19 protein-coding genes are annotated in these 16,257 nt (G+C 49.7%); 4 read left to right on the forward strand and 15 right to left on the reverse strand.

Annotated elements, in window-relative coordinates; all coding sequences use genetic code 11:
* Window positions 1-4: 4 nt before the first annotated feature.
* From soxZ to B9Z32_RS12665, 5 genes are read right to left on the reverse strand one after another with little or no spacing between them, the layout of a single operon-like run.
* Complete coding sequence (soxZ, locus tag B9Z32_RS12645) at window positions 5-316, reverse strand: thiosulfate oxidation carrier complex protein SoxZ (protein WP_108421898.1); 312 nt, start codon at window positions 314-316, stop codon at window positions 5-7.
* A gap of 4 nt (window positions 317-320) precedes the next feature.
* Complete coding sequence (gene soxY, locus B9Z32_RS12650; protein WP_108421781.1) at window positions 321-797, reverse strand: thiosulfate oxidation carrier protein SoxY; 477 nt, start codon at window positions 795-797, stop codon at window positions 321-323.
* Window positions 794-1,111, reverse strand: coding sequence for a c-type cytochrome (locus B9Z32_RS12655; RefSeq protein WP_199219998.1), 318 nt, complete (start codon window positions 1,109-1,111; stop codon window positions 794-796). The genes soxY and B9Z32_RS12655 overlap by 4 nt, the downstream gene beginning before the upstream one ends.
* A gap of 12 nt (window positions 1,112-1,123) precedes the next feature.
* Window positions 1,124-2,407, reverse strand: a complete 1,284-nt coding sequence (locus tag B9Z32_RS12660) for an NAD(P)/FAD-dependent oxidoreductase (RefSeq protein WP_108421782.1) — start codon at window positions 2,405-2,407, stop codon at window positions 1,124-1,126.
* Between the two features lie 9 nt (window positions 2,408-2,416).
* A complete protein-coding gene (locus tag B9Z32_RS12665; RefSeq protein ID WP_108421900.1) occupies window positions 2,417-2,728 on the reverse strand; it encodes a class I cytochrome c in 312 nt (103 codons plus the stop codon).
* A 108-nt stretch (window positions 2,729-2,836) separates the two neighbouring features.
* On the opposite strand from B9Z32_RS12665, the gene modA reads away from it, so the two are divergent.
* A complete protein-coding gene (modA, locus tag B9Z32_RS12670; RefSeq protein ID WP_108421783.1) occupies window positions 2,837-3,580 on the forward strand; it encodes a molybdate ABC transporter substrate-binding protein in 744 nt (247 codons plus the stop codon).
* Here the strand turns inward: modA and B9Z32_RS12675 are convergent.
* The gene (locus B9Z32_RS12675; protein ID WP_108421901.1) at window positions 3,577-5,199 is read right to left on the reverse strand and encodes an iron ABC transporter permease; all 1,623 of its coding nucleotides are present in this window, start codon (window positions 5,197-5,199) and stop codon (window positions 3,577-3,579) included. The genes modA and B9Z32_RS12675 overlap by 4 nt on opposite strands.
* 127 nt (window positions 5,200-5,326) lie before the next feature.
* On the opposite strand from B9Z32_RS12675, the gene B9Z32_RS12680 reads away from it, so the two are divergent.
* Window positions 5,327-6,412, forward strand: coding sequence for an ABC transporter ATP-binding protein (locus B9Z32_RS12680; protein WP_108421902.1), 1,086 nt, complete (start codon window positions 5,327-5,329; stop codon window positions 6,410-6,412).
* 130 nt (window positions 6,413-6,542) lie between these two features.
* Complete coding sequence (locus B9Z32_RS12685; protein ID WP_369909963.1) at window positions 6,543-7,568, forward strand: extracellular solute-binding protein; 1,026 nt, start codon at window positions 6,543-6,545, stop codon at window positions 7,566-7,568.
* Between the two features lie 51 nt (window positions 7,569-7,619).
* Here the strand turns inward: B9Z32_RS12685 and B9Z32_RS12690 are convergent, their stop codons facing one another.
* Together B9Z32_RS12690 and B9Z32_RS12695 are read right to left on the reverse strand one after the other, a co-directional pair.
* Window positions 7,620-8,597 carry a tripartite tricarboxylate transporter substrate binding protein gene (locus B9Z32_RS12690; protein WP_108421785.1) on the reverse strand — a complete coding sequence of 326 codons (978 nt, stop codon included), beginning with the start codon at window positions 8,595-8,597 and terminating at the stop codon, window positions 7,620-7,622.
* Between the two features lie 89 nt (window positions 8,598-8,686).
* Window positions 8,687-9,316 carry an SOS response-associated peptidase gene (locus tag B9Z32_RS12695; protein ID WP_108421786.1) on the reverse strand — a complete coding sequence of 210 codons (630 nt, stop codon included), beginning with the start codon at window positions 9,314-9,316 and terminating at the stop codon, window positions 8,687-8,689.
* A gap of 125 nt (window positions 9,317-9,441) precedes the next feature.
* Here B9Z32_RS12695 and B9Z32_RS12700 point away from each other — a divergent pair, with 125 nt between their 5' ends.
* Window positions 9,442-10,620: a patatin-like phospholipase family protein gene (locus B9Z32_RS12700; RefSeq protein ID WP_108421787.1), complete on the forward strand. Its 1,179-nt coding sequence runs from the start codon at window positions 9,442-9,444 to the stop codon at window positions 10,618-10,620.
* A 124-nt stretch (window positions 10,621-10,744) separates the two neighbouring features.
* On the opposite strand, the gene B9Z32_RS12705 is transcribed toward B9Z32_RS12700, so the two are convergent.
* From B9Z32_RS12705 to B9Z32_RS12735, 7 genes are all read right to left on the reverse strand, one after another.
* Window positions 10,745-11,029, reverse strand: coding sequence for a hypothetical protein (locus B9Z32_RS12705; protein WP_146179490.1), 285 nt, complete (start codon window positions 11,027-11,029; stop codon window positions 10,745-10,747).
* A gap of 104 nt (window positions 11,030-11,133) precedes the next feature.
* A complete protein-coding gene (locus B9Z32_RS12710) occupies window positions 11,134-11,595 on the reverse strand; it encodes a hypothetical protein (protein WP_108421789.1) in 462 nt (153 codons plus the stop codon).
* 115 nt (window positions 11,596-11,710) lie between these two features.
* Window positions 11,711-12,451 carry a dienelactone hydrolase family protein gene (locus B9Z32_RS12715; protein ID WP_108421790.1) on the reverse strand — a complete coding sequence of 247 codons (741 nt, stop codon included), beginning with the start codon at window positions 12,449-12,451 and terminating at the stop codon, window positions 11,711-11,713.
* 1 nt (window position 12,452) lies between these two features.
* Complete coding sequence (locus B9Z32_RS12720) at window positions 12,453-13,433, reverse strand: tripartite tricarboxylate transporter substrate binding protein (protein WP_108421791.1); 981 nt, start codon at window positions 13,431-13,433, stop codon at window positions 12,453-12,455.
* 36 nt (window positions 13,434-13,469) lie between these two features.
* The gene (locus B9Z32_RS12725; protein WP_108421792.1) at window positions 13,470-14,393 is read right to left on the reverse strand and encodes a fumarylacetoacetate hydrolase family protein; all 924 of its coding nucleotides are present in this window, start codon (window positions 14,391-14,393) and stop codon (window positions 13,470-13,472) included.
* A 59-nt stretch (window positions 14,394-14,452) separates the two neighbouring features.
* Window positions 14,453-15,232, reverse strand: a complete 780-nt coding sequence (locus tag B9Z32_RS12730; RefSeq protein ID WP_108421793.1) for an enoyl-CoA hydratase/isomerase family protein — start codon at window positions 15,230-15,232, stop codon at window positions 14,453-14,455.
* A gap of 41 nt (window positions 15,233-15,273) precedes the next feature.
* The gene (locus B9Z32_RS12735; protein ID WP_233248313.1) at window positions 15,274-16,161 is read right to left on the reverse strand and encodes a tripartite tricarboxylate transporter substrate binding protein; all 888 of its coding nucleotides are present in this window, start codon (window positions 16,159-16,161) and stop codon (window positions 15,274-15,276) included.
* Between the last annotated feature and the right edge of the window lie 96 nt (window positions 16,162-16,257).

Consider the following 16,257-nt stretch of genomic DNA (forward strand, 5'->3'; position numbering starts at 1 on the left):
ATTTCTATGTCACGCTGGCTTCGTCGGTGCGAGTCTGGCCTTTGTTGTCTTTCCAAGAAAGGGACAGCTTATCGCCCGCTTTGCCGCCTTTGATGACAAATTGCAAATAAGGATTTTTGGACACAGAAGGGCCAAAATCGATGTCCAAGATGACTTTGCCATTGAGTGAAATAGTCACTTCTTGAATGAACCAACTGGGAACGGTTTTTCCCGAGCCATCTTTGCGGTGGCCAGATTCCATTTCGTGACTCATCAGAACTCGAACAGTGGTTTTGCCTGCCTGAGCTTGTGCGCGAATGCGTGTAGGTTCTGCCATGTGTTTAGCTTCCACAACTGCCAACGGTTACTTTGACTTCTTTTTTGGAGAACAAAGCACGACCGTCTGCCATGACCGCAACTGCATAGACGTCAGACGTTTGGCTCATTTTGATGCGAGTTGAAAAGTTGGCTTCAATCGATTCGCTGACTTCAAATGAAGCAGCCAAGCTTGCAGGATTTTTTTCTACCAATATCAGTATTTTGCGCACACCCGCTAAAGCCGTGCTGACGCTCAATGCAACCGCGGCGCCATTTTCAGAATAGTCTGGTGCATTGAGCAGAACATCTTTGCTTTCTGAGATGTTGCCGGCGCCTTGAAACTTAATGGCTTCATTGACAGATTTGGAATCAAACGCAGCCTTGTTGTAGGCGGCTTCAGCAAGCGACGAATAGCCAACGCCAGCAAGCAATCCTGCAACGCAGGCGATCTGCTTTAAAGAATCTCTGCGGTGGGTGTTGTGGTTTAAGCTTGTTTTCATTTGGCACCTTCAAGAATCCAAACGGCCAGCTTGTTGGCATCAGCGTCACTCAAAGAAGTTGGTGGGGGCATGGGAACGGGGCCCCATTTGCCAGCCCCACCTGCTTTGATGCTCAATGCTAATTTTTTGGGTGCATCAGGAACACCTGCATATCTTTTTGCAACATCTTTGAAGGCAGGGCCTACCAACTTTCTTTCATTGTTGTGACAAGACATGCAAGCATTCTTTTTGGCAATTTCAGTGCTGGCCCATGCAGAGCCCATGCTGAATTGAATTGCGAGCAGGGCCAAGGCCATCAAAATGGGAAGTTTCATACAACAGACGCTTTAGGCCAGGCTGTCGGCCCAAATGTTGCGAGCCCAAGCCATGGCATAGACGCCTTCGAGCGCACTTGCCTCACTCGATACGCCACCTGATCCTGGCACGGTCAACATGGTTTTCTTTTCAGCGTCGTAGGTATGAACGCTGGCAACGTGAACCACATCCGTGGCACTCACGAAACTGTAGCAAGTGTTGTTGTAGATGGGCAATGAATTGGGCTCTTTGCCAGACAACAAGGCCACCACTGCCGCAGCACATGTTTTGCCATGCTGGTTGGCCATGTGGCCTGATTTGGGCATGGCTGGGGCAATTTGAATGGCATCGCCTAAAACGTGAATGTTTTTGGCAGCTTTGCTTTCAAATGTGAGAAAGTCAACTTCGCACCAGCGTTTGTTGGAGGTGGCCAAGCCAGTTTTGACAGCAATGTCACCCGCGCGCATTGGTGGAATGACGTTCAAAACAGCGGCTTTGACATCGTTTTGAAATTCAAACTTCAGCGTGTTGGTTGCCGCATCGACATCGATGGCATTGTGCTTGCCTTGGTACTCAATGATGCCTTTGTATCGATCAGACCATGCTTTTTTGAACAATGCGCCTTTCGATAAGACGTCGTCGTTGGCATCAAAAATGAGAACCTTGCTTTTGGGTTTGGCCTTGCTGAAATAGCTGGCCACTTGGCAAGCACGCTCGTAGGGGCCAGGGGGGCAGCGGTAGGGGGCCAATGGAATTGAAATGGCATAAACGCCACCATCTGGCATGGCTTCAAGTTGCTTGCGCAATGCCACCGTTTGAGCACCAGCTTTCCAAGCATGCAACACTTTGTCTTGCGCGCCTGTCTTGCTCATGCCTGGCAAGGTTTCCATCATGAAGTCTACGCCAGGCGACAGAATGAGACGGTCGTAGGAAATTTCAGAACCGCCCGCTAATTTCACCAGGCGCTTTTCTGGGTCAATTTGAGTGACAAAGTCTTTGACCAATTTAACGCCATGGCGTTTGACCAAATTGTCATAGCTCATGGTGACGTCGGCCATGGTTTTGCTGCCGCCAATGACAAGATTTGAAATGGGGCAAGAAATGAAGCTAGGGTTGGGCTCAATGAGCGTCACGTCAATGCCATAGTTGGACCACATGCGCACGTATTTGGCGGCTGTTGCACCGCCATAGCCACCACCGACCACCACCACTTTGGCTTTATTGCCATAGCCGATAGAGGCGCAACCAGACATCAAGCCTAGGGCGCCCAGTGCTGAGCCTGTGCCAGCACCTTGAATAAATTGACGACGTTTCATGACTGCTCCTTATTTTTTTTGTGCTGCAAAGTAGCCAGCGATGGCCACAATTTGGGCATCGCTATAGCCTTTTGCGAGTTGGTGCATCACGGTGGCGCTTACTCGGCCCGTTTTATAGTCCAGCATTTTCTTCACAAGATCGTCTTTGTTGGTGCCTGCCAAGGAAATCATGCCGGGCTCAGCGCGGCCATCGGTGCCATGGCAACCAGAGCAGCCAGCGGCCCAACTGCGAACTTGCAAGGGGTCTGGTGATTGAGTTTGTGCATTGGCTGAAGCGACAGCACACAAAAGGCTTAAAGCCAAGGCAATAGCATTTTTCATGGTAATTGGCATGTGAACAAATGAAAGATTTGCTCAGTGAATGAAGTTGAGGGGGGTATTATTTCAGACATGACGAGTTTATTACAACGATCGTTTCTTCATATCCTTATGCTCCACACGTTATGTGCGGGCATTTTCCTATGCGGGCATGTGTCTGTGCTGGCGGCAGAGACCACAGTGGCCGTGGCCTCTAATTTCACATTGCCCATGCGCAAAATTGTGCAAAGCTTTGAAGCGGAGACAGGGCACAAAGTCAAGATTTCATTGGGTTCTACGGGTGGGTTTTATGCCCAAATTAAAAATGGCGGGCCCTTTCACATCCTTTTGTCAGCCGACCGAGAAACGCCATCCAAACTGGAAAAAGAGGCGCTCGGTGTGCCCGGAACTCGCTTTACCTATGCCACTGGCCAATTGGTGCTTTGGAGCAGACAGCCCGATTTGGTCGATCAGCAAGGCGATATTTTGAAACTTGGAAAATTCCAAAAATTGGCCATTGCCAATCCCAAACTGGCACCCTACGGAGCCGCGGCCGTAGAGACCCTGAACAAACTGGGTCTTTTCAATGAGCTGCGACCCAAGTTTGTACAAGGGGAAAACATCAACCAAGTGTTTCAATTTGTCCAAACTGAAAACGCTCAAGTTGGCTTTGTGGCCATGTCGCAGGTTTTTGAACAAGGTCAACTGACTCGCGGCTCGGCTTGGGTGGTGCCTGCCAATTTGTACTCGCCCATTCAACAAGATGCCATTTTGCTTTTACCAGGGCAAGGCAATGCAGCGGCCTTGGCTTTGATGAAATTTTTTAAAAGTCCTAAAGCCAAGTCAATCATGCGGGAATATGGATACACGCATTAGGCGTGAGATGTTTTTTGCCGCATCGCTCGGCTCAACAGAAGCACGGGTATCAAACCCACCGCCACCAAAGCCAGACTGGGCAGGGCTGCTTCGCCCAGTCTTTCGTCTCGGGCCAATTGAAAAGCCACCACAGCCAAGGTATCGGTATCGAAGGGCCGAAGCACCAAAGTGGCTGGCAGCTCTTTCATCACATCCACAAAAACCAGCAGGGCAGCAGCAAAAACAGAGCGCTTTAGAAGGGGTGCATGAACACTGCTCAACAAAGCCATGCCCGTGACCCCTAGGGTGCGCGCTGAGTCATCGAGGCTGGTGGGAATACGGGCATAACCACTTTGAATCGATTGCAAGGCAACCGCGCAAAAACGCACCAAGTAAGCCCAAATGAGACCCAACACAGATGCTGTGATCCAGAAACCCACTGGCGAATCGGGCCACTGCTTTTGAAGCCAAGTGACCGGCAGCAGCAAGCCAACCACGACCACTGCGCCGGGAATGGCGTAGCCCAATCCCACCAGTTGAGAAATGAAACGCGCAAAGAAGTCGGCCTGGCTGCGCAAGCTAAAGGCGATGAGCAAGGAGAAGCCAACCGCCAAGAAAGCAGTGATGGCACCCAAACGAAGGCTGTTGAAAGACCATTCAAAAAACCGCCCCCATGGAATGAGCATGTCAGACACCAGCAAGGGCTTGAGCATGAGCAAGATGGGCAAGGCAAATCCCAAAAAGACCAACATGCCGCACCAAGCGGTGAGTGCCAGTCCCTTGGCTTGGCTGAGATTGGCGGGTTGAGCTTCGCGAGAACTTGCAGCATTGGTGTTGCTGGCTGTAAACCGCATTCGTGCTTGGGCTTGCTTTTCCAGATGAAGCAGCAGCAGCACCATGGCCAGCAGAAGGGTGGCCAGTTGCGCAGCTGCAATGCGGTTGTCCATGATGAGCCAAGCTTTGTAAACACCAGCTGTGAAGGTTTGAATACCAAAATAGCTCGACACGCCAAAATCTGCCAATGTTTCCATGAGCGCAAGCGCTACTCCCGCGGCAACAGCAGGTCTTGCCAATGGCAAAGCCACTTCAGCAATGCGTCTATGGAGTGGGGCGCCCAGCATGCGCGCAGCTTCCATAAGATTGGCCGCGCGTTCACTCAGTGCGGTTCTGGCCAACAAATAAACATACGGATAAAGCGTGAGCGAGAACACAAAAACAGCGCCGCCCAAACTTCTGATTTCGGGAAACACACGGCCTTCTAGAGACCATGTAGATCGAATGAACGTTTGAAGCAATCCACTGAATTGAAAGAAATCGGTGTAGGCATATGCCACCACATAAGCAGGCATGGCCATGGGCAACAACAAAGCCCATTCGAAAAACTTCTGGCCTGGAAACTTGAACAAAGTGACAGCGGCCGCAGCGCTCAAGCCTAAGACGGTTACGCCCACCGCAACGCCAACGCACAACAGCAGGCTGGTGAGCATGTAATCGGGCAAAACGGTTTGAGCAAGCTCGCTCAATACCTGGCCAGACGCGGCATTCCACTCAAGCCATGAACTCAGCAGGGCCAAAATTGGCAAGCTGATTAGGAGGGCTGTGAAAATAAAAACAACCGAACGAATTCGGAAAGCGTGCATTTGTCTGAACAATTGAATAAAGGTTTTAAGGCGGTAAGGGTTTTGCAAACGCCGCAACCCCTGCATTGTAAGGAGCCACAACTGACTTCAAATCAAAGGGTTTTGATCTGTCCTTACAATGCAAATGATGTATCTCACTGTTTCCAATGTTGATGTTTGCTATTCGGGCAGTTCCAAGCCTGCAGTGAATGGCGTGTCGCTGCAGTTGCAAGCGGGGCAAATTGGTGTGCTCATTGGGCCATCGGGTTGCGGCAAAACCAGTTTGCTCAGAGCCATTGCGGGTTTGGAGCCTGTTTCTGCGGGTCGCGTTCAGTTGTCCGATCGGGTTGTGAGCCAGCCAGGTACTACGGCCCCCCCTGAAAAACGTCGAATGGGCATGGTCTTTCAAGACTACGCCTTGTTTCCCCATCTTTCAGTGGCAGGCAACATTGCATTTGGCCTGCACGGACAGGCAGCTTCAGACAAAGCGAAGCGCATTGCCGAAGTACTACACTTGGTGGGCTTGGATGATGTTCAAGACCGATTTCCCCACGAACTCTCGGGTGGTCAGCAGCAGCGCGTTGCTTTGGCCAGAGCCTTGGCACCCAAACCCGAGCTCTTACTGTTAGACGAGCCCTTTTCCAATCTTGATGTCGATTTGCGCGAGCGTTTGGCCATCGAAATTCGTCAAATTTTGAAGGCAGCCAACGCCACCGCACTGTTTGTGACCCACGACCAAATGGAGGCCTTTGCCATTGGCGATGTCATTGGCGTGATCGAGCAGGGGCATCTGCACCAATGGGACGATGCCTATCACCTGTATCACCGTCCTGCTTCACGGTTTGTGGCTGAGTTCATTGGTCACGGCGTATTCATTGAAGGCACTCGCTCTTTAAACCAAGGGCACATTCATGTGCAAACTGTTTTAGGCGACCTGGTTGACGCCGATCTTGTTTCAAGTCAAACGGGCGAGGAGGCTCAAGCTTGTGATGTGTTGCTTAGAGCGGATGACATCGTTCATGACGATGCAGCACCTGTGAAAGCCGAAATTTTGAGAAAAGCCTTTAGAGGGTCAGAGTTTTTGTACACCCTGCGTTTGCGATCGGGTGAAACCGTCATGGCCCACGTCCCCAGCCATCACGACCACACGGTGGGTGAGTGGATTGGCATTCGGGCTGAAGTTGATCACGTGGTGACTTTTGAGCGGCAATCCGTACCAACTGTCCACTCATAAAGAACTTTTAGGCCATCATGACTCTTTTGCAAATGCGAATCATTCTTATTTGATGTAGAATCGGCTCATTCGGAAGTTAAATCTTTTCAAAATGAGTCAAAAAATATTCAAACTTGTCAGGTTTTGCTTGATGGCCATTGGTGCCTTAGGCAGCCAGATTGCACAAGCGCAAACAGCTGCAGCTTCCATCAATGTCTATTCAGCTCGGCATTACCCCACCGATGAGGCCTTGTATGCCGACTTCACCAAAAGCACCGGCATCAAAGTAAACCGGGTTGATTCCGATGATGCGGGTATCTTGTCCCGATTGAGCGCTGAGGGTTCAGCGTCGCCGGCCGATGTCATATTGTTGGTCGATGCGGCACGTTTGTGGCGTGCTGAAGTGCAGGGCTTGTTTTTGCCTGTCAAATCTAAATTGCTGGAAGAGGCCATACCCGAAAACCTGCGAGCCAAGCGATCAGACAATGGCGGCATAGCTTGGTTTGGATTGTCCACACGAGCCCGAGTCATTGTGTATGACAAGCTCAAAGTTCAAAAATCGGATGTAGATGCTTACGAAAAATTGGCTGACCCAAAGTTCAAAGGCAAGCTCTGCATTCGCTCGGGCTCTCACCCTTACAACCTCAGCCTGTTTGGTGCTATGACGGAGCACATTGGCCCTCAACAAACGGAGGTTTGGTTGAAGGGGTTGGTCAACAACATGGCCAGAAATCCAGCTGGTGGCGACACGGATCAAATTAAAGGCGTGGCCTCGGGAGAGTGCGCTGTGGCCGTCACCAACACCTACTATTTGGCGCGTCTGATGCGTTCAACAAATGCTGCCGACAAAGCCTTGATTGAAAAAGTAGGTGTGGTGTTCCCTAACCAATCAAGCTGGGGGACGCATCTGAACATTGCTGGCGGGGCCATTGCCAAAAATTCAAAAAATCAGGGCAATGCTTTGAAGTTTTTGGAATATTTGGCCAGTGCATCGGCACAAAATCATTTTGCCAATGGCAACAATGAATGGCCTGCAGCCAAAGGCATGAGCTTTGACAATCCTGCTTTGAAAGCCATGTCGGGCGGCAACTTCAAAAGTGAAGTGTTGCCAGTGAGTGCTGTGGGCATGAACCAAATCAAGGTCCAACAGATGTTGGACCGTGTTGGGTTCCGCTAATTAGGAACTCAGCAGTTTGCTGACTGGGATGCCAGCTTACTGCTGCTTGCTTTAGTCGGCTGAAATTTTTCTTTCACGCACCAGCTTGCCCCATTTTTCCGATTCTTTCTGCATGAACGTTGTGAGCTCAGCACGGGTGGAGGGAGCGCCGGACAGCCCCAACTTGGTCAGTGCATCTTTGGTGCTTTGATCGTTGAGGACTTTCACAATTTCTGCGTTCCACTTGTCCAAAATGGCTGATGGCACTTTGGCTGAGGCAAGGAAGGCATACCAATTGAGCGCTTCAAAGCCGGGATAGCCAGACTCAGCCACAGTGGGCACATTCGACAGGTAGCTTGGCCTGGTTAGGCCCGTTGTGGCAATGGCCACCAATTTGCCCGACTCTACGTGCGGAATGGAAGTGGGCGGTGCAGAGAAATAACCCGTGAAGCGATTGGCCAGCAGGTCTTGCATGGCAGGAGCGCCGCCCTTGTAAGGCACGTGCAGCATGTCTGTGTTGGTGCGAATGGCAAACAGCTCACCCGTGAGGTGCGAGGCTGAACCAGCACCGGTTGAAGCAAAAGAAACCGCATCGGGCGCTTTTTTGGCCATTGCAACGAAGTCGGCCAGATTTTTGATGCCCGACTCTTTGTTGACGACCAGCATGTTGGGAAAGTTCACGCCGCCTGAGATGGGGGCCAAGTCTTTGAAGGGCTCGTAGCCCACTTTCATCATGTGCGGGGCAATGGTCATGGGGCCAATAGAACCCAGCAAAATAACGGTGCCATCGGCCACACCATTGGCCACTTGCTGGTGCACGATGTTGCCGCCAGCACCTGCCCTGTTTTCCACTATGACGTTTTGACCCATATTTTCAGTGAGTTTTTTGGCGATCAAGCGGGCCGCTGCATCGGCTGCACCGCCTGGAGCAAAGCCAACGAACAGGGTGACGGGCCGCTTGGGAGGGAAATCTTGAGCGCTGGCAACACCATTCATGAGCAAGGTCGTGGCGGCTATGGCAATGGCGCTGAGCAAGTGGCGTTTGTTCATGTTTGAGCTCGGTAATTGGTGACTCAGATGGTCAACAGTATTTGTTAAAGGCGGGATAAACATCGGGATGAATATCGGAAGAGGGTAGTTTAACTTCTTTGACTAATGAGCTCGGGCATAGAGTCTCCACGCATCATGGCCATGGCTTGTTTTTCGTCAGCACCAAGCCACTGATGAAATTGACTCTCACTCAAAATCACGGGTGTTCGCTTTTCGTCACCCGGTCTGTGAAATTGCTTCATGACGGGGTGATGGTCTGCATTGACAGTGAGCATGGTGAAGCTGGTCACAAGTTCGCCACTGCTTGGGTCGGTCCAGGTATCCCACAAACTCGCAATGCCAAAAGGCTCATGGCTTGCCAGCTCTATTTTCCAACGCTCAGCTTTGCCAGATGCATAGCTTGGCTCGTAAAAATTGTCGAGCAGCGCGATGGCATATCTTCGCTGTTTCCAAGATTTTTTGTAGCTTGGCTTGCCGCTCACGGTTTCACTTCTGGCGTTGTAGGTGTATCGGCTGATCTTGTCTTCTTTGGCCCAAGAAGGAATGAGGCCAAATCTTGCCAACCCACAGGCTGTTCGGCCAGATTGGTGGCTCTTCACTACGATGGGCGCCACATAGCCTGGATAGGCCTCCAACGGGTACTCCGTTGATGGCAACTCAATGCCAAAGTTCATCTTGACCCAGGCAGCTTTTCGAGTAGGGGTGAAATTGATACACATGGTTTGGCCATTATCTCTTGAGCAAATGCATCACGGCTAGGTAAGTGCTGAACAACATAAGATGTATCTAGAAACGCGGGTGTTCCCTGATTTGCAAGGGTTCAATCTCACATAGCATCGTGCCCATGCTTCAAACTACGGGACTTATTCTTTCGGGCGGCGGCGCCCGTGCTGCTTATCAAGTTGGCGTATTGGCTGCCATCAGTCGCATGCGACGCGAAGCTGGGGCCCCTGATGTCAACCCTTTCCCCGTTATTTCAGGCACATCTGCAGGCGCTATCAATGCCGCCTTCTTGGCCAGTAACGCAGACCGCTTTGACGCAGCGCTCGATGACTTGGTCCATATTTGGAAAAACTTTAAAGTTGAACAGGTCTATCGGTCTGACGTTTTAGGCATGATTCGTTCGGGAGCAAGATGGCTCTCGTTGCTGTCTTTAGGTTGGCTCATCGCGCAGAAAAAACTTCGGCCCAAATCGCTTCTAAACAACGATCCTTTGAGTGAACTGTTAGCGCAGCACATTCACTTTGAACGCTTGCCTGCTCACTTGGAACAAGGTCATTTGCGTGCGTTGGCCATTACGGCGTCGAGTTACAGCACGGGCGAACACGTGACCTTTTACGACAGTCGCCATCCCGTCACGCCTTGGATTCGCAATCAGCGTTTGGCACAGCACTGCAATTTATCCAATGAACATCTTTTGGCCAGCTCGGCCATCCCCTTTATTTTTCCAGCCATGCGCTTGAATGGTCCACAAGGGACTGCTTATTTTGGAGATGGCGCCATGCGGCAAACCGCCCCAATCTCTCCCGCCATTCATTTGGGTGCCAGCAAAATTTTGGTAATAGGAGCTGGCCGAATGCTTGAGCCGCCAAAGAAAAGTACTGATCAGCCTACTTACCCCTCTTTGGCGCACATTGCAGGCCATGCTTTGTCCAGCATCTTTTTGGACTCACTGGCTGTGGATGTGGAGCGCATGCAGCGCATCAATCAAACGCTAGAACTCATCCCAGAAGAAAAAAGACAAGCAACTCACTTAAGGCCGATTCAATTGCTTCTCATTGCCCCCTCTCAGCGTTTGGATGCCATCGCTGAGAAGCATGCAGATGCGCTGCCCAAAACGGTCAAAAGTTTGTTGCGCACCTTGGGTGCTAATCCTAGCATGGGCCTGGGGCAAGGCAATGCGTTGGTGAGTTATTTGCTGTTTGAATCGGCTTATACCCAAGAGCTGATAGCGCTGGGCGAGGCCGACGCACAGGCGCAAGAGCAAGAGATCTACAAATTCTTTGGTTGGACAGCTAACTAATTGGGGTCAAAAATAATTGGGGTCAGATCAACATTAATTTTTTTGGCTCAAAGTTCTCTGTGAATTACAGAAAATTAATGTTGATCTGACCCCAATTATTTGCCCCCAATTATTTAGCCAAACGCTAGTTGACTGGGATATGAAGGGTCAGGCCAATGTAGTTTTTTTGAACCAGTGGCACCAACACATACTTATCGGTGTACCACGCTCCCAATGCTGATCCCAAAGCGTGTGCAACCATATCAAGTTGTTGGCTGGAACGATTGCCTGATTTTGAAATCTCATAATTTTGCGCAACAACACCGATGGCTGTGCTCAATCCAAAGCCAATCCAAGAGCAGTGCTCAGAATCTGAATATTTGTAGGTGATGTAGGACGCCATGGCAGCGCCGCCGATAGCGTGACTCATTTCGCTATAGAAGCCATCGCTTGCATGGCAAAGTGGGCTGGCAAGTAGAGTCAAAAAAACAAAGAACACACCATAAAGATTTTTAACCCAAGATAAAAAATAGCTCATGGTTGTTTCTTTGATTCGGTCATCTCATCTCTGATTTCTCGAAGTTGTGCATTGAAATCAAAATTTTCATTTTGATCAAACGCAAGTTTGCGCCATTGATGCTGCAGATCTTTTTGTTTTTTCCCTCGATGCTTGATAGGGCAGAAATAGGCTTCAGTGGCCGCAATGACGGCATGGGCAAAGCCAATCACCCCAACGCCGTAAGCGCAATACGTGCAATGAAATTTTGAAATCCAATCGAGATACTTGAGTTCTTGGCGATCAAAGATGATGAACTGGCTTCTTGAAATTTTTGGAATGCCATAAATTGGAAAACAGCTAAATTGGTAAAAAGACACGCAGGCATCTAGCAGCGCAATGGGTAACACCATGCTGTAAATGATGGGGCCAGTGAGCAAATTTAGGGGCCTTGAACGCTTGATCAACGCCAATAAGCCAATTTGATGGTTGGTTTTCACAGGTGCCTTGTGAAGTCAAAATGTCAGGCCAATGAATGGGAAGAGGTCCCATTAAACAGGCTTGTATTCAAATTGACTTGATGTGAATCAACCAATATCTGATTGATTGATCTCGTCAGGCACTAAGCTTCAGTGTTCGTTCAAATAAATTAAAAAGACGTTCCCAATGTCTTTCTGCGGCCTTGGCGTTGTACATGCCAGCCCTTTGGGGGAAAACAAAGCCATGCTCAACTTTTGGGTACCACTCAATGCGGTAGTTGGTATTGGCCTGCTTCAAAGCAAGTTCTAGTTTTTGAATGTCGGCAGGGGGTGCCCATTTGTCAATTTCTGCGCACGCGAAATAACTTTCGCATTTAATTTGGGGTGCCATCAGGTGGGGTGAATCGGGCTCGTTTGTGACCATGTTGGCGCCATGAATAGACGCAATGCTCTTGAATCGATTGGGAAATTGCGCTGCAATCCACATCACAATGGGACCACTCATGCAGTAGCCCACTGCACCAACGCGAGATTGATCCGCCATGGCGTGGTTGTCGACAAATTTCAGCATGGCTTGCGTGTCAATTTGGCTAGTTTGCGCATTGAGCGAGGCCATGTGCGCAAACATCACATCCATGGCTTCTGGGGTTCGCTCTTTGAGATAGAAATCTCGACTGCGGCGGTAATACAAATTGGGCAGCACTACAAAGTAGCCAACGCTGGCCAAGCGACGAGCCATGTCATGAAGCTCTTCTCGCTTGCCAGGAGCATCCATGTAGAAAAAGACCACTGGATGGGGGCCATTCTCTTCAGGAAACACCACAAAGGTGTTCATGGCACCATTTGGCGTTTGAATATCAATGTTTTCTTCGATCATGTTACTCAATGGTGATGTTGGCGTCCTTGATCAACTTGGTCCATTTGGTTTGTTCCTGTTGAATGAATTTGTTGAATTCAACTGGTGTCAAATTGCCTGGCTCTGCACCTTTTTCATTCATAGCCTTGCGAACCTCCGGCATGCTCATGACTTTCTGAATGTCGTCGTGTAATTTTTTGACAATGTCAGGCGGGGTATTGGCATGCGCCAATAAACCAAACCACCCAATAGCGTCATAGCCACTCAATCCCGAGGTGTTGACTGGTGGAACGTTTGGCAAAGCTTCGATAGGTTTGAGGCCTGTCACCCCAATGGCTTTGACTCTTCCATTTTGAATTTGTGACATCGCAGTTTGAGTTGGCGCAAACATCAATTGAATGTGATTGGCCAATAGGTCGTTCAATGCGGGGCCCGTTCCTTTGTAAGGCACGTGAAGCATGTCAATGCCGGCTCGTGCTTTAAAGAGTTCGCCAGACAGATGCGAGGCCGCTCCAATGCCCGACGATCCGAAGGTTAGTTTTTTGGGATTTGCTTTGGCATAGGCAATGAGGTCAGCTGCATTTTTAACTGGCAGACTTGGATGGACCACCAATACATAGGCGTCGGCCGATACCAAAGAAATGCCCACAAATTTCGAAACATTTTTGTCATTGATGACAGCCGTGGTTGCCATCATCAGTGTGTAACCATCTGGATTGGCTTTCGATACATAGTCTGCGCCAATTTGACCGCTTGCACCAGCCCTGTATTCCACAATGACACTTTGGCCCCAAAGTGAGTTAAGTCTTGGTACTAAGATGCGCGCCAAATTGTCAGCACCACCCCCTGGTGTGAATGGCACAACGATGGTGACTGGCTTACTTGGAAATGTTTGCGCGTTGGCCAATTGGCAAAGCGACATAGTGCCGCCGAGAACAAAGATACCGATTGTTTTAAGCAAATTGCGAGTGCTTGATGAGCCAATGTGATTTGACAATTTCATAGGAGGTCTCTTTTGGGTAATGGGTGAATAAATACTTTAGACAATGGTTGTGCTCAAAGTGGCAATGCCTTCGATGGCACATTCAACAACATCGCCAGGCTTTAAAAAGAGCGCAGCTGCATTGGGTTTGCCAACGGCAACACCGCCGGGAGCCCCTGTAGAAAACATATCGCCTGCCTCAATGGGAATGTATTGTGAGAAGTGTTCCACAATGTCGGGCAGTTTCCAAATTTGGTCACTGGTGTTCACTCGCATGCGCTCTTCACCATTCACAGAGCATGTCATCCACAAATTGTAGGGATCGGGTATTTCGTCCATTGTGATAATTTCTGGACCAAGAGGGCCAAAGCCTGGGATATTTTTGGCAGTCCAAAATCTTGAGCCTGAGGCAACTTCGCGCTGCTGAAGATCTCTGCAAGTGAGGTCATTCAAAATGGTGACGCCGGCAATGTAGTTGAATGCATCCGCTTTTTTGACTCCCAAAGCACGTTTGCCCATCACAAACACAAGCTCTGGCTCGTAGTCGAGGCGCACAATGCCATCAGGCTTTTTAACATGCGCCTCATGGCCCACCAAGCAAGAATTCAATTTGATGAATCCTGTGGGTTCTTGGGGAATTTCTTTGATCAAATTGGTTTGTTGCAGCTCTTCTAAGTGCTTCCGATAGTTTTTTCCAACACACAAAAATTTGTCTGCATCAACAATAGGTGGCAAATAGGTAATAGACGCTTTGTCAAGCCATGCAGATTGAAATGTCGTCGCATCGCTCAATGCTTTTGAATTTAAATGTCGAACGCGTGCCATGCCTTCAGTGCCAGCGGCAAGCAAGGACTTCATGTTGGAGGGCATGCCGATTTCGCCAGCAATTTTGGCTGCTTCTTTCAAGTTGAGAATTTTTTCGTTGGTACGGATACCAATCAAGGGCTCTGAATGATTCAGAGTGAATGTGAGAAGACGCATGAAAGAAAGCCTTTGGTTATAAAAAAAGGGAAAGCAAATGAATAAGCAAATGACGTAGCTTATTTGTGACTGCTTGAGTTCGAATTGTGCGTGGCAGCCAATCCTTCAAGCGCAAGACCGTAGCCATGCATGTCAAGAATTTTCTTTTTCAATTCTTGAGTAGCCAAAACGCGTGAATAGCGCCGTAGGAGAGGGCTACGCAGTTTGATATAACGCGCCAGCTCCCATGCCCTGGGCAACAATTGATCCAAAGGCAACACTTCATTGACCAAGCCTACATCTTTGGCTTCTTGCGCATTGATAGTTTGACCCGTCAAAAGAAAATATCGGCCTCGGTTGGTGCCCATCAAGTGGGGAAACACAACATGCACGCCGTCACCGGGTACCAGGCCACCCCAAAAATGGGCTGAGTCTTGAAAGGTGGCTGTGTCTGCCGCCAAAACGATGTCAGACAGCAATGGAATTTCGGCATGGCGAAGCGTGGGGCCATTGATAGCAGCAATGATGGGAACTTCAATGTTCAAAAGATTCAGCAGCAGGTGCTTGCCTTCGAAATAAATTTTGTCCCACTCCATGGCGGTCACTGGATGGCTCACGTGATTGTGGCCATTGGGGCCCAAAGCTGGCCCACTGAATGCCGCGCCTGTGCCGGTCAGGATGATGACTTCATTGTCATAATCTTGTCCGATCTCATGGAAGGCGCGAGTGAGTTCGCCGTGCGGCAATAAACTCCAGTGAAGGGGCCCGCCATTGGTATGCAACTTGACTTCAAGGATACCGTCGGTTCGGCTCATTTGAATAGTCTGATATTTGTTGGCGTAGTTTTCTAATTTCAGCATGGATTCCTTGTTGCAAATTGATATTTATTCTTGCCAAACAATCAGTCCATCTTTGCGCCAGATTTCACGATCACCTGTTCCCATTTGTCAATTTCAGACTTAACAAATGATCTGAACTCTTCAGGGCTGTTGCCAACAGGCTCTGCACCCTGTGCTTCCATTTTTTCTTTGATGTCTGCAGATTGAAGCGCTTTGATTGAGGCGTTGTAAAGCGCTGCCACGATGTGTGGGGGTGTTTTGGCGGGGGCAAATAAGCCGTTCCAGCTTGACACTTCAAAATCGGACAAGCCTGCCTCAGCCATGGTAGGTACATTGGGCATTGTGGCCATGCGTTTTTTGCTGGCGACAGCCAACACGTTCAGTTTGCCGCTTTTCAAATGCGGAATGGCAGACAAAGCCGTTTGAAAACTCATTTGAACTTGCCCCCCCAACAGGTCGGAAATGGCCGGTGCGGCACCCTTGTAGGGCACATGGATCAAATCAATGTTGGCGCGCATTTTTAAAAGCTCGCCCGCCAGATGGGGTGATCCACCATTGCCGCTTGAAGAAAAAGCAAACTTGCCAGGATTCTGTTTGGCGACCGCAATGAATTCTCTGAGATTCTTGGCGGGCACGGAGGGGTGCAATGTGAGCACCGAAGGTGCCGTCATAAATTGTGTGATGTGCACAAAGTCACGCATGGTGTCGTAGCCCAGATTTTTGAAGGCCGTCATGTTGGTGGCGTTGGCGATGGTGCCCAAAAGCAGGGTGTAACCATCGGGTGCGCTTTTCGCTACAAATTCTGATGCAATGTTGCTGCTGGCTCCCGCACGATTTTCAACCACCACCGGTTGGCCCAAAGTCTCTTGCAGCTTGATGGCAATGCTTCGCGCCACGATGTCAGTAGCGCCACCTGGTGCATAACCCACCAACAAGCGGATGGGTTTCACAGGATAGGCCTGATCTTGCGCATAACTTGTGAGGGATATTAGGGAAAGAAAGACAGCCAAAATTCGTTTCATAAGAAGCCTGTGTTTGTCGATACA

The organism is Limnohabitans sp. MMS-10A-178, assembly GCF_003063375.1.
Classification (GTDB): domain Bacteria; phylum Pseudomonadota; class Gammaproteobacteria; order Burkholderiales; family Burkholderiaceae_C; genus Limnohabitans_A.

Coding starts and splice junctions, on each gene's coding strand:
- soxZ (WP_108421898.1), bottom strand. CDS start 316: ATGGCAGAACCTACACGCATTCGCGCACAAGCTCAGGCAGGCAAAACC.
- soxY (WP_108421781.1), bottom strand. CDS start 797: ATGAAAACAAGCTTAAACCACAACACCCACCGCAGAGATTCTTTAAAG.
- B9Z32_RS12655 (WP_199219998.1), bottom strand. CDS start 1,111: ATGAAACTTCCCATTTTGATGGCCTTGGCCCTGCTCGCAATTCAATTC.
- B9Z32_RS12660 (WP_108421782.1), bottom strand. CDS start 2,407: ATGAAACGTCGTCAATTTATTCAAGGTGCTGGCACAGGCTCAGCACTG.
- B9Z32_RS12665 (WP_108421900.1), bottom strand. CDS start 2,728: ATGAAAAATGCTATTGCCTTGGCTTTAAGCCTTTTGTGTGCTGTCGCT.
- modA (WP_108421783.1), top strand. CDS start 2,837: ATGCTCCACACGTTATGTGCGGGCATTTTCCTATGCGGGCATGTGTCT.
- B9Z32_RS12675 (WP_108421901.1), bottom strand. CDS start 5,199: ATGCACGCTTTCCGAATTCGTTCGGTTGTTTTTATTTTCACAGCCCTC.
- B9Z32_RS12680 (WP_108421902.1), top strand. CDS start 5,327: ATGTATCTCACTGTTTCCAATGTTGATGTTTGCTATTCGGGCAGTTCC.
- B9Z32_RS12685 (WP_369909963.1), top strand. CDS start 6,543: ATGGCCATTGGTGCCTTAGGCAGCCAGATTGCACAAGCGCAAACAGCT.
- B9Z32_RS12690 (WP_108421785.1), bottom strand. CDS start 8,597: ATGAACAAACGCCACTTGCTCAGCGCCATTGCCATAGCCGCCACGACC.
- B9Z32_RS12695 (WP_108421786.1), bottom strand. CDS start 9,316: ATGTGTATCAATTTCACCCCTACTCGAAAAGCTGCCTGGGTCAAGATG.
- B9Z32_RS12700 (WP_108421787.1), top strand. CDS start 9,442: ATGCTTCAAACTACGGGACTTATTCTTTCGGGCGGCGGCGCCCGTGCT.
- B9Z32_RS12705 (WP_146179490.1), bottom strand. CDS start 11,029: ATGAGTCACGCTATCGGCGGCGCTGCCATGGCGTCCTACATCACCTAC.
- B9Z32_RS12715 (WP_108421790.1), bottom strand. CDS start 12,451: ATGATCGAAGAAAACATTGATATTCAAACGCCAAATGGTGCCATGAAC.
- B9Z32_RS12720 (WP_108421791.1), bottom strand. CDS start 13,433: ATGAAATTGTCAAATCACATTGGCTCATCAAGCACTCGCAATTTGCTT.
- B9Z32_RS12725 (WP_108421792.1), bottom strand. CDS start 14,393: ATGCGTCTTCTCACATTCACTCTGAATCATTCAGAGCCCTTGATTGGT.
- B9Z32_RS12730 (WP_108421793.1), bottom strand. CDS start 15,232: ATGCTGAAATTAGAAAACTACGCCAACAAATATCAGACTATTCAAATG.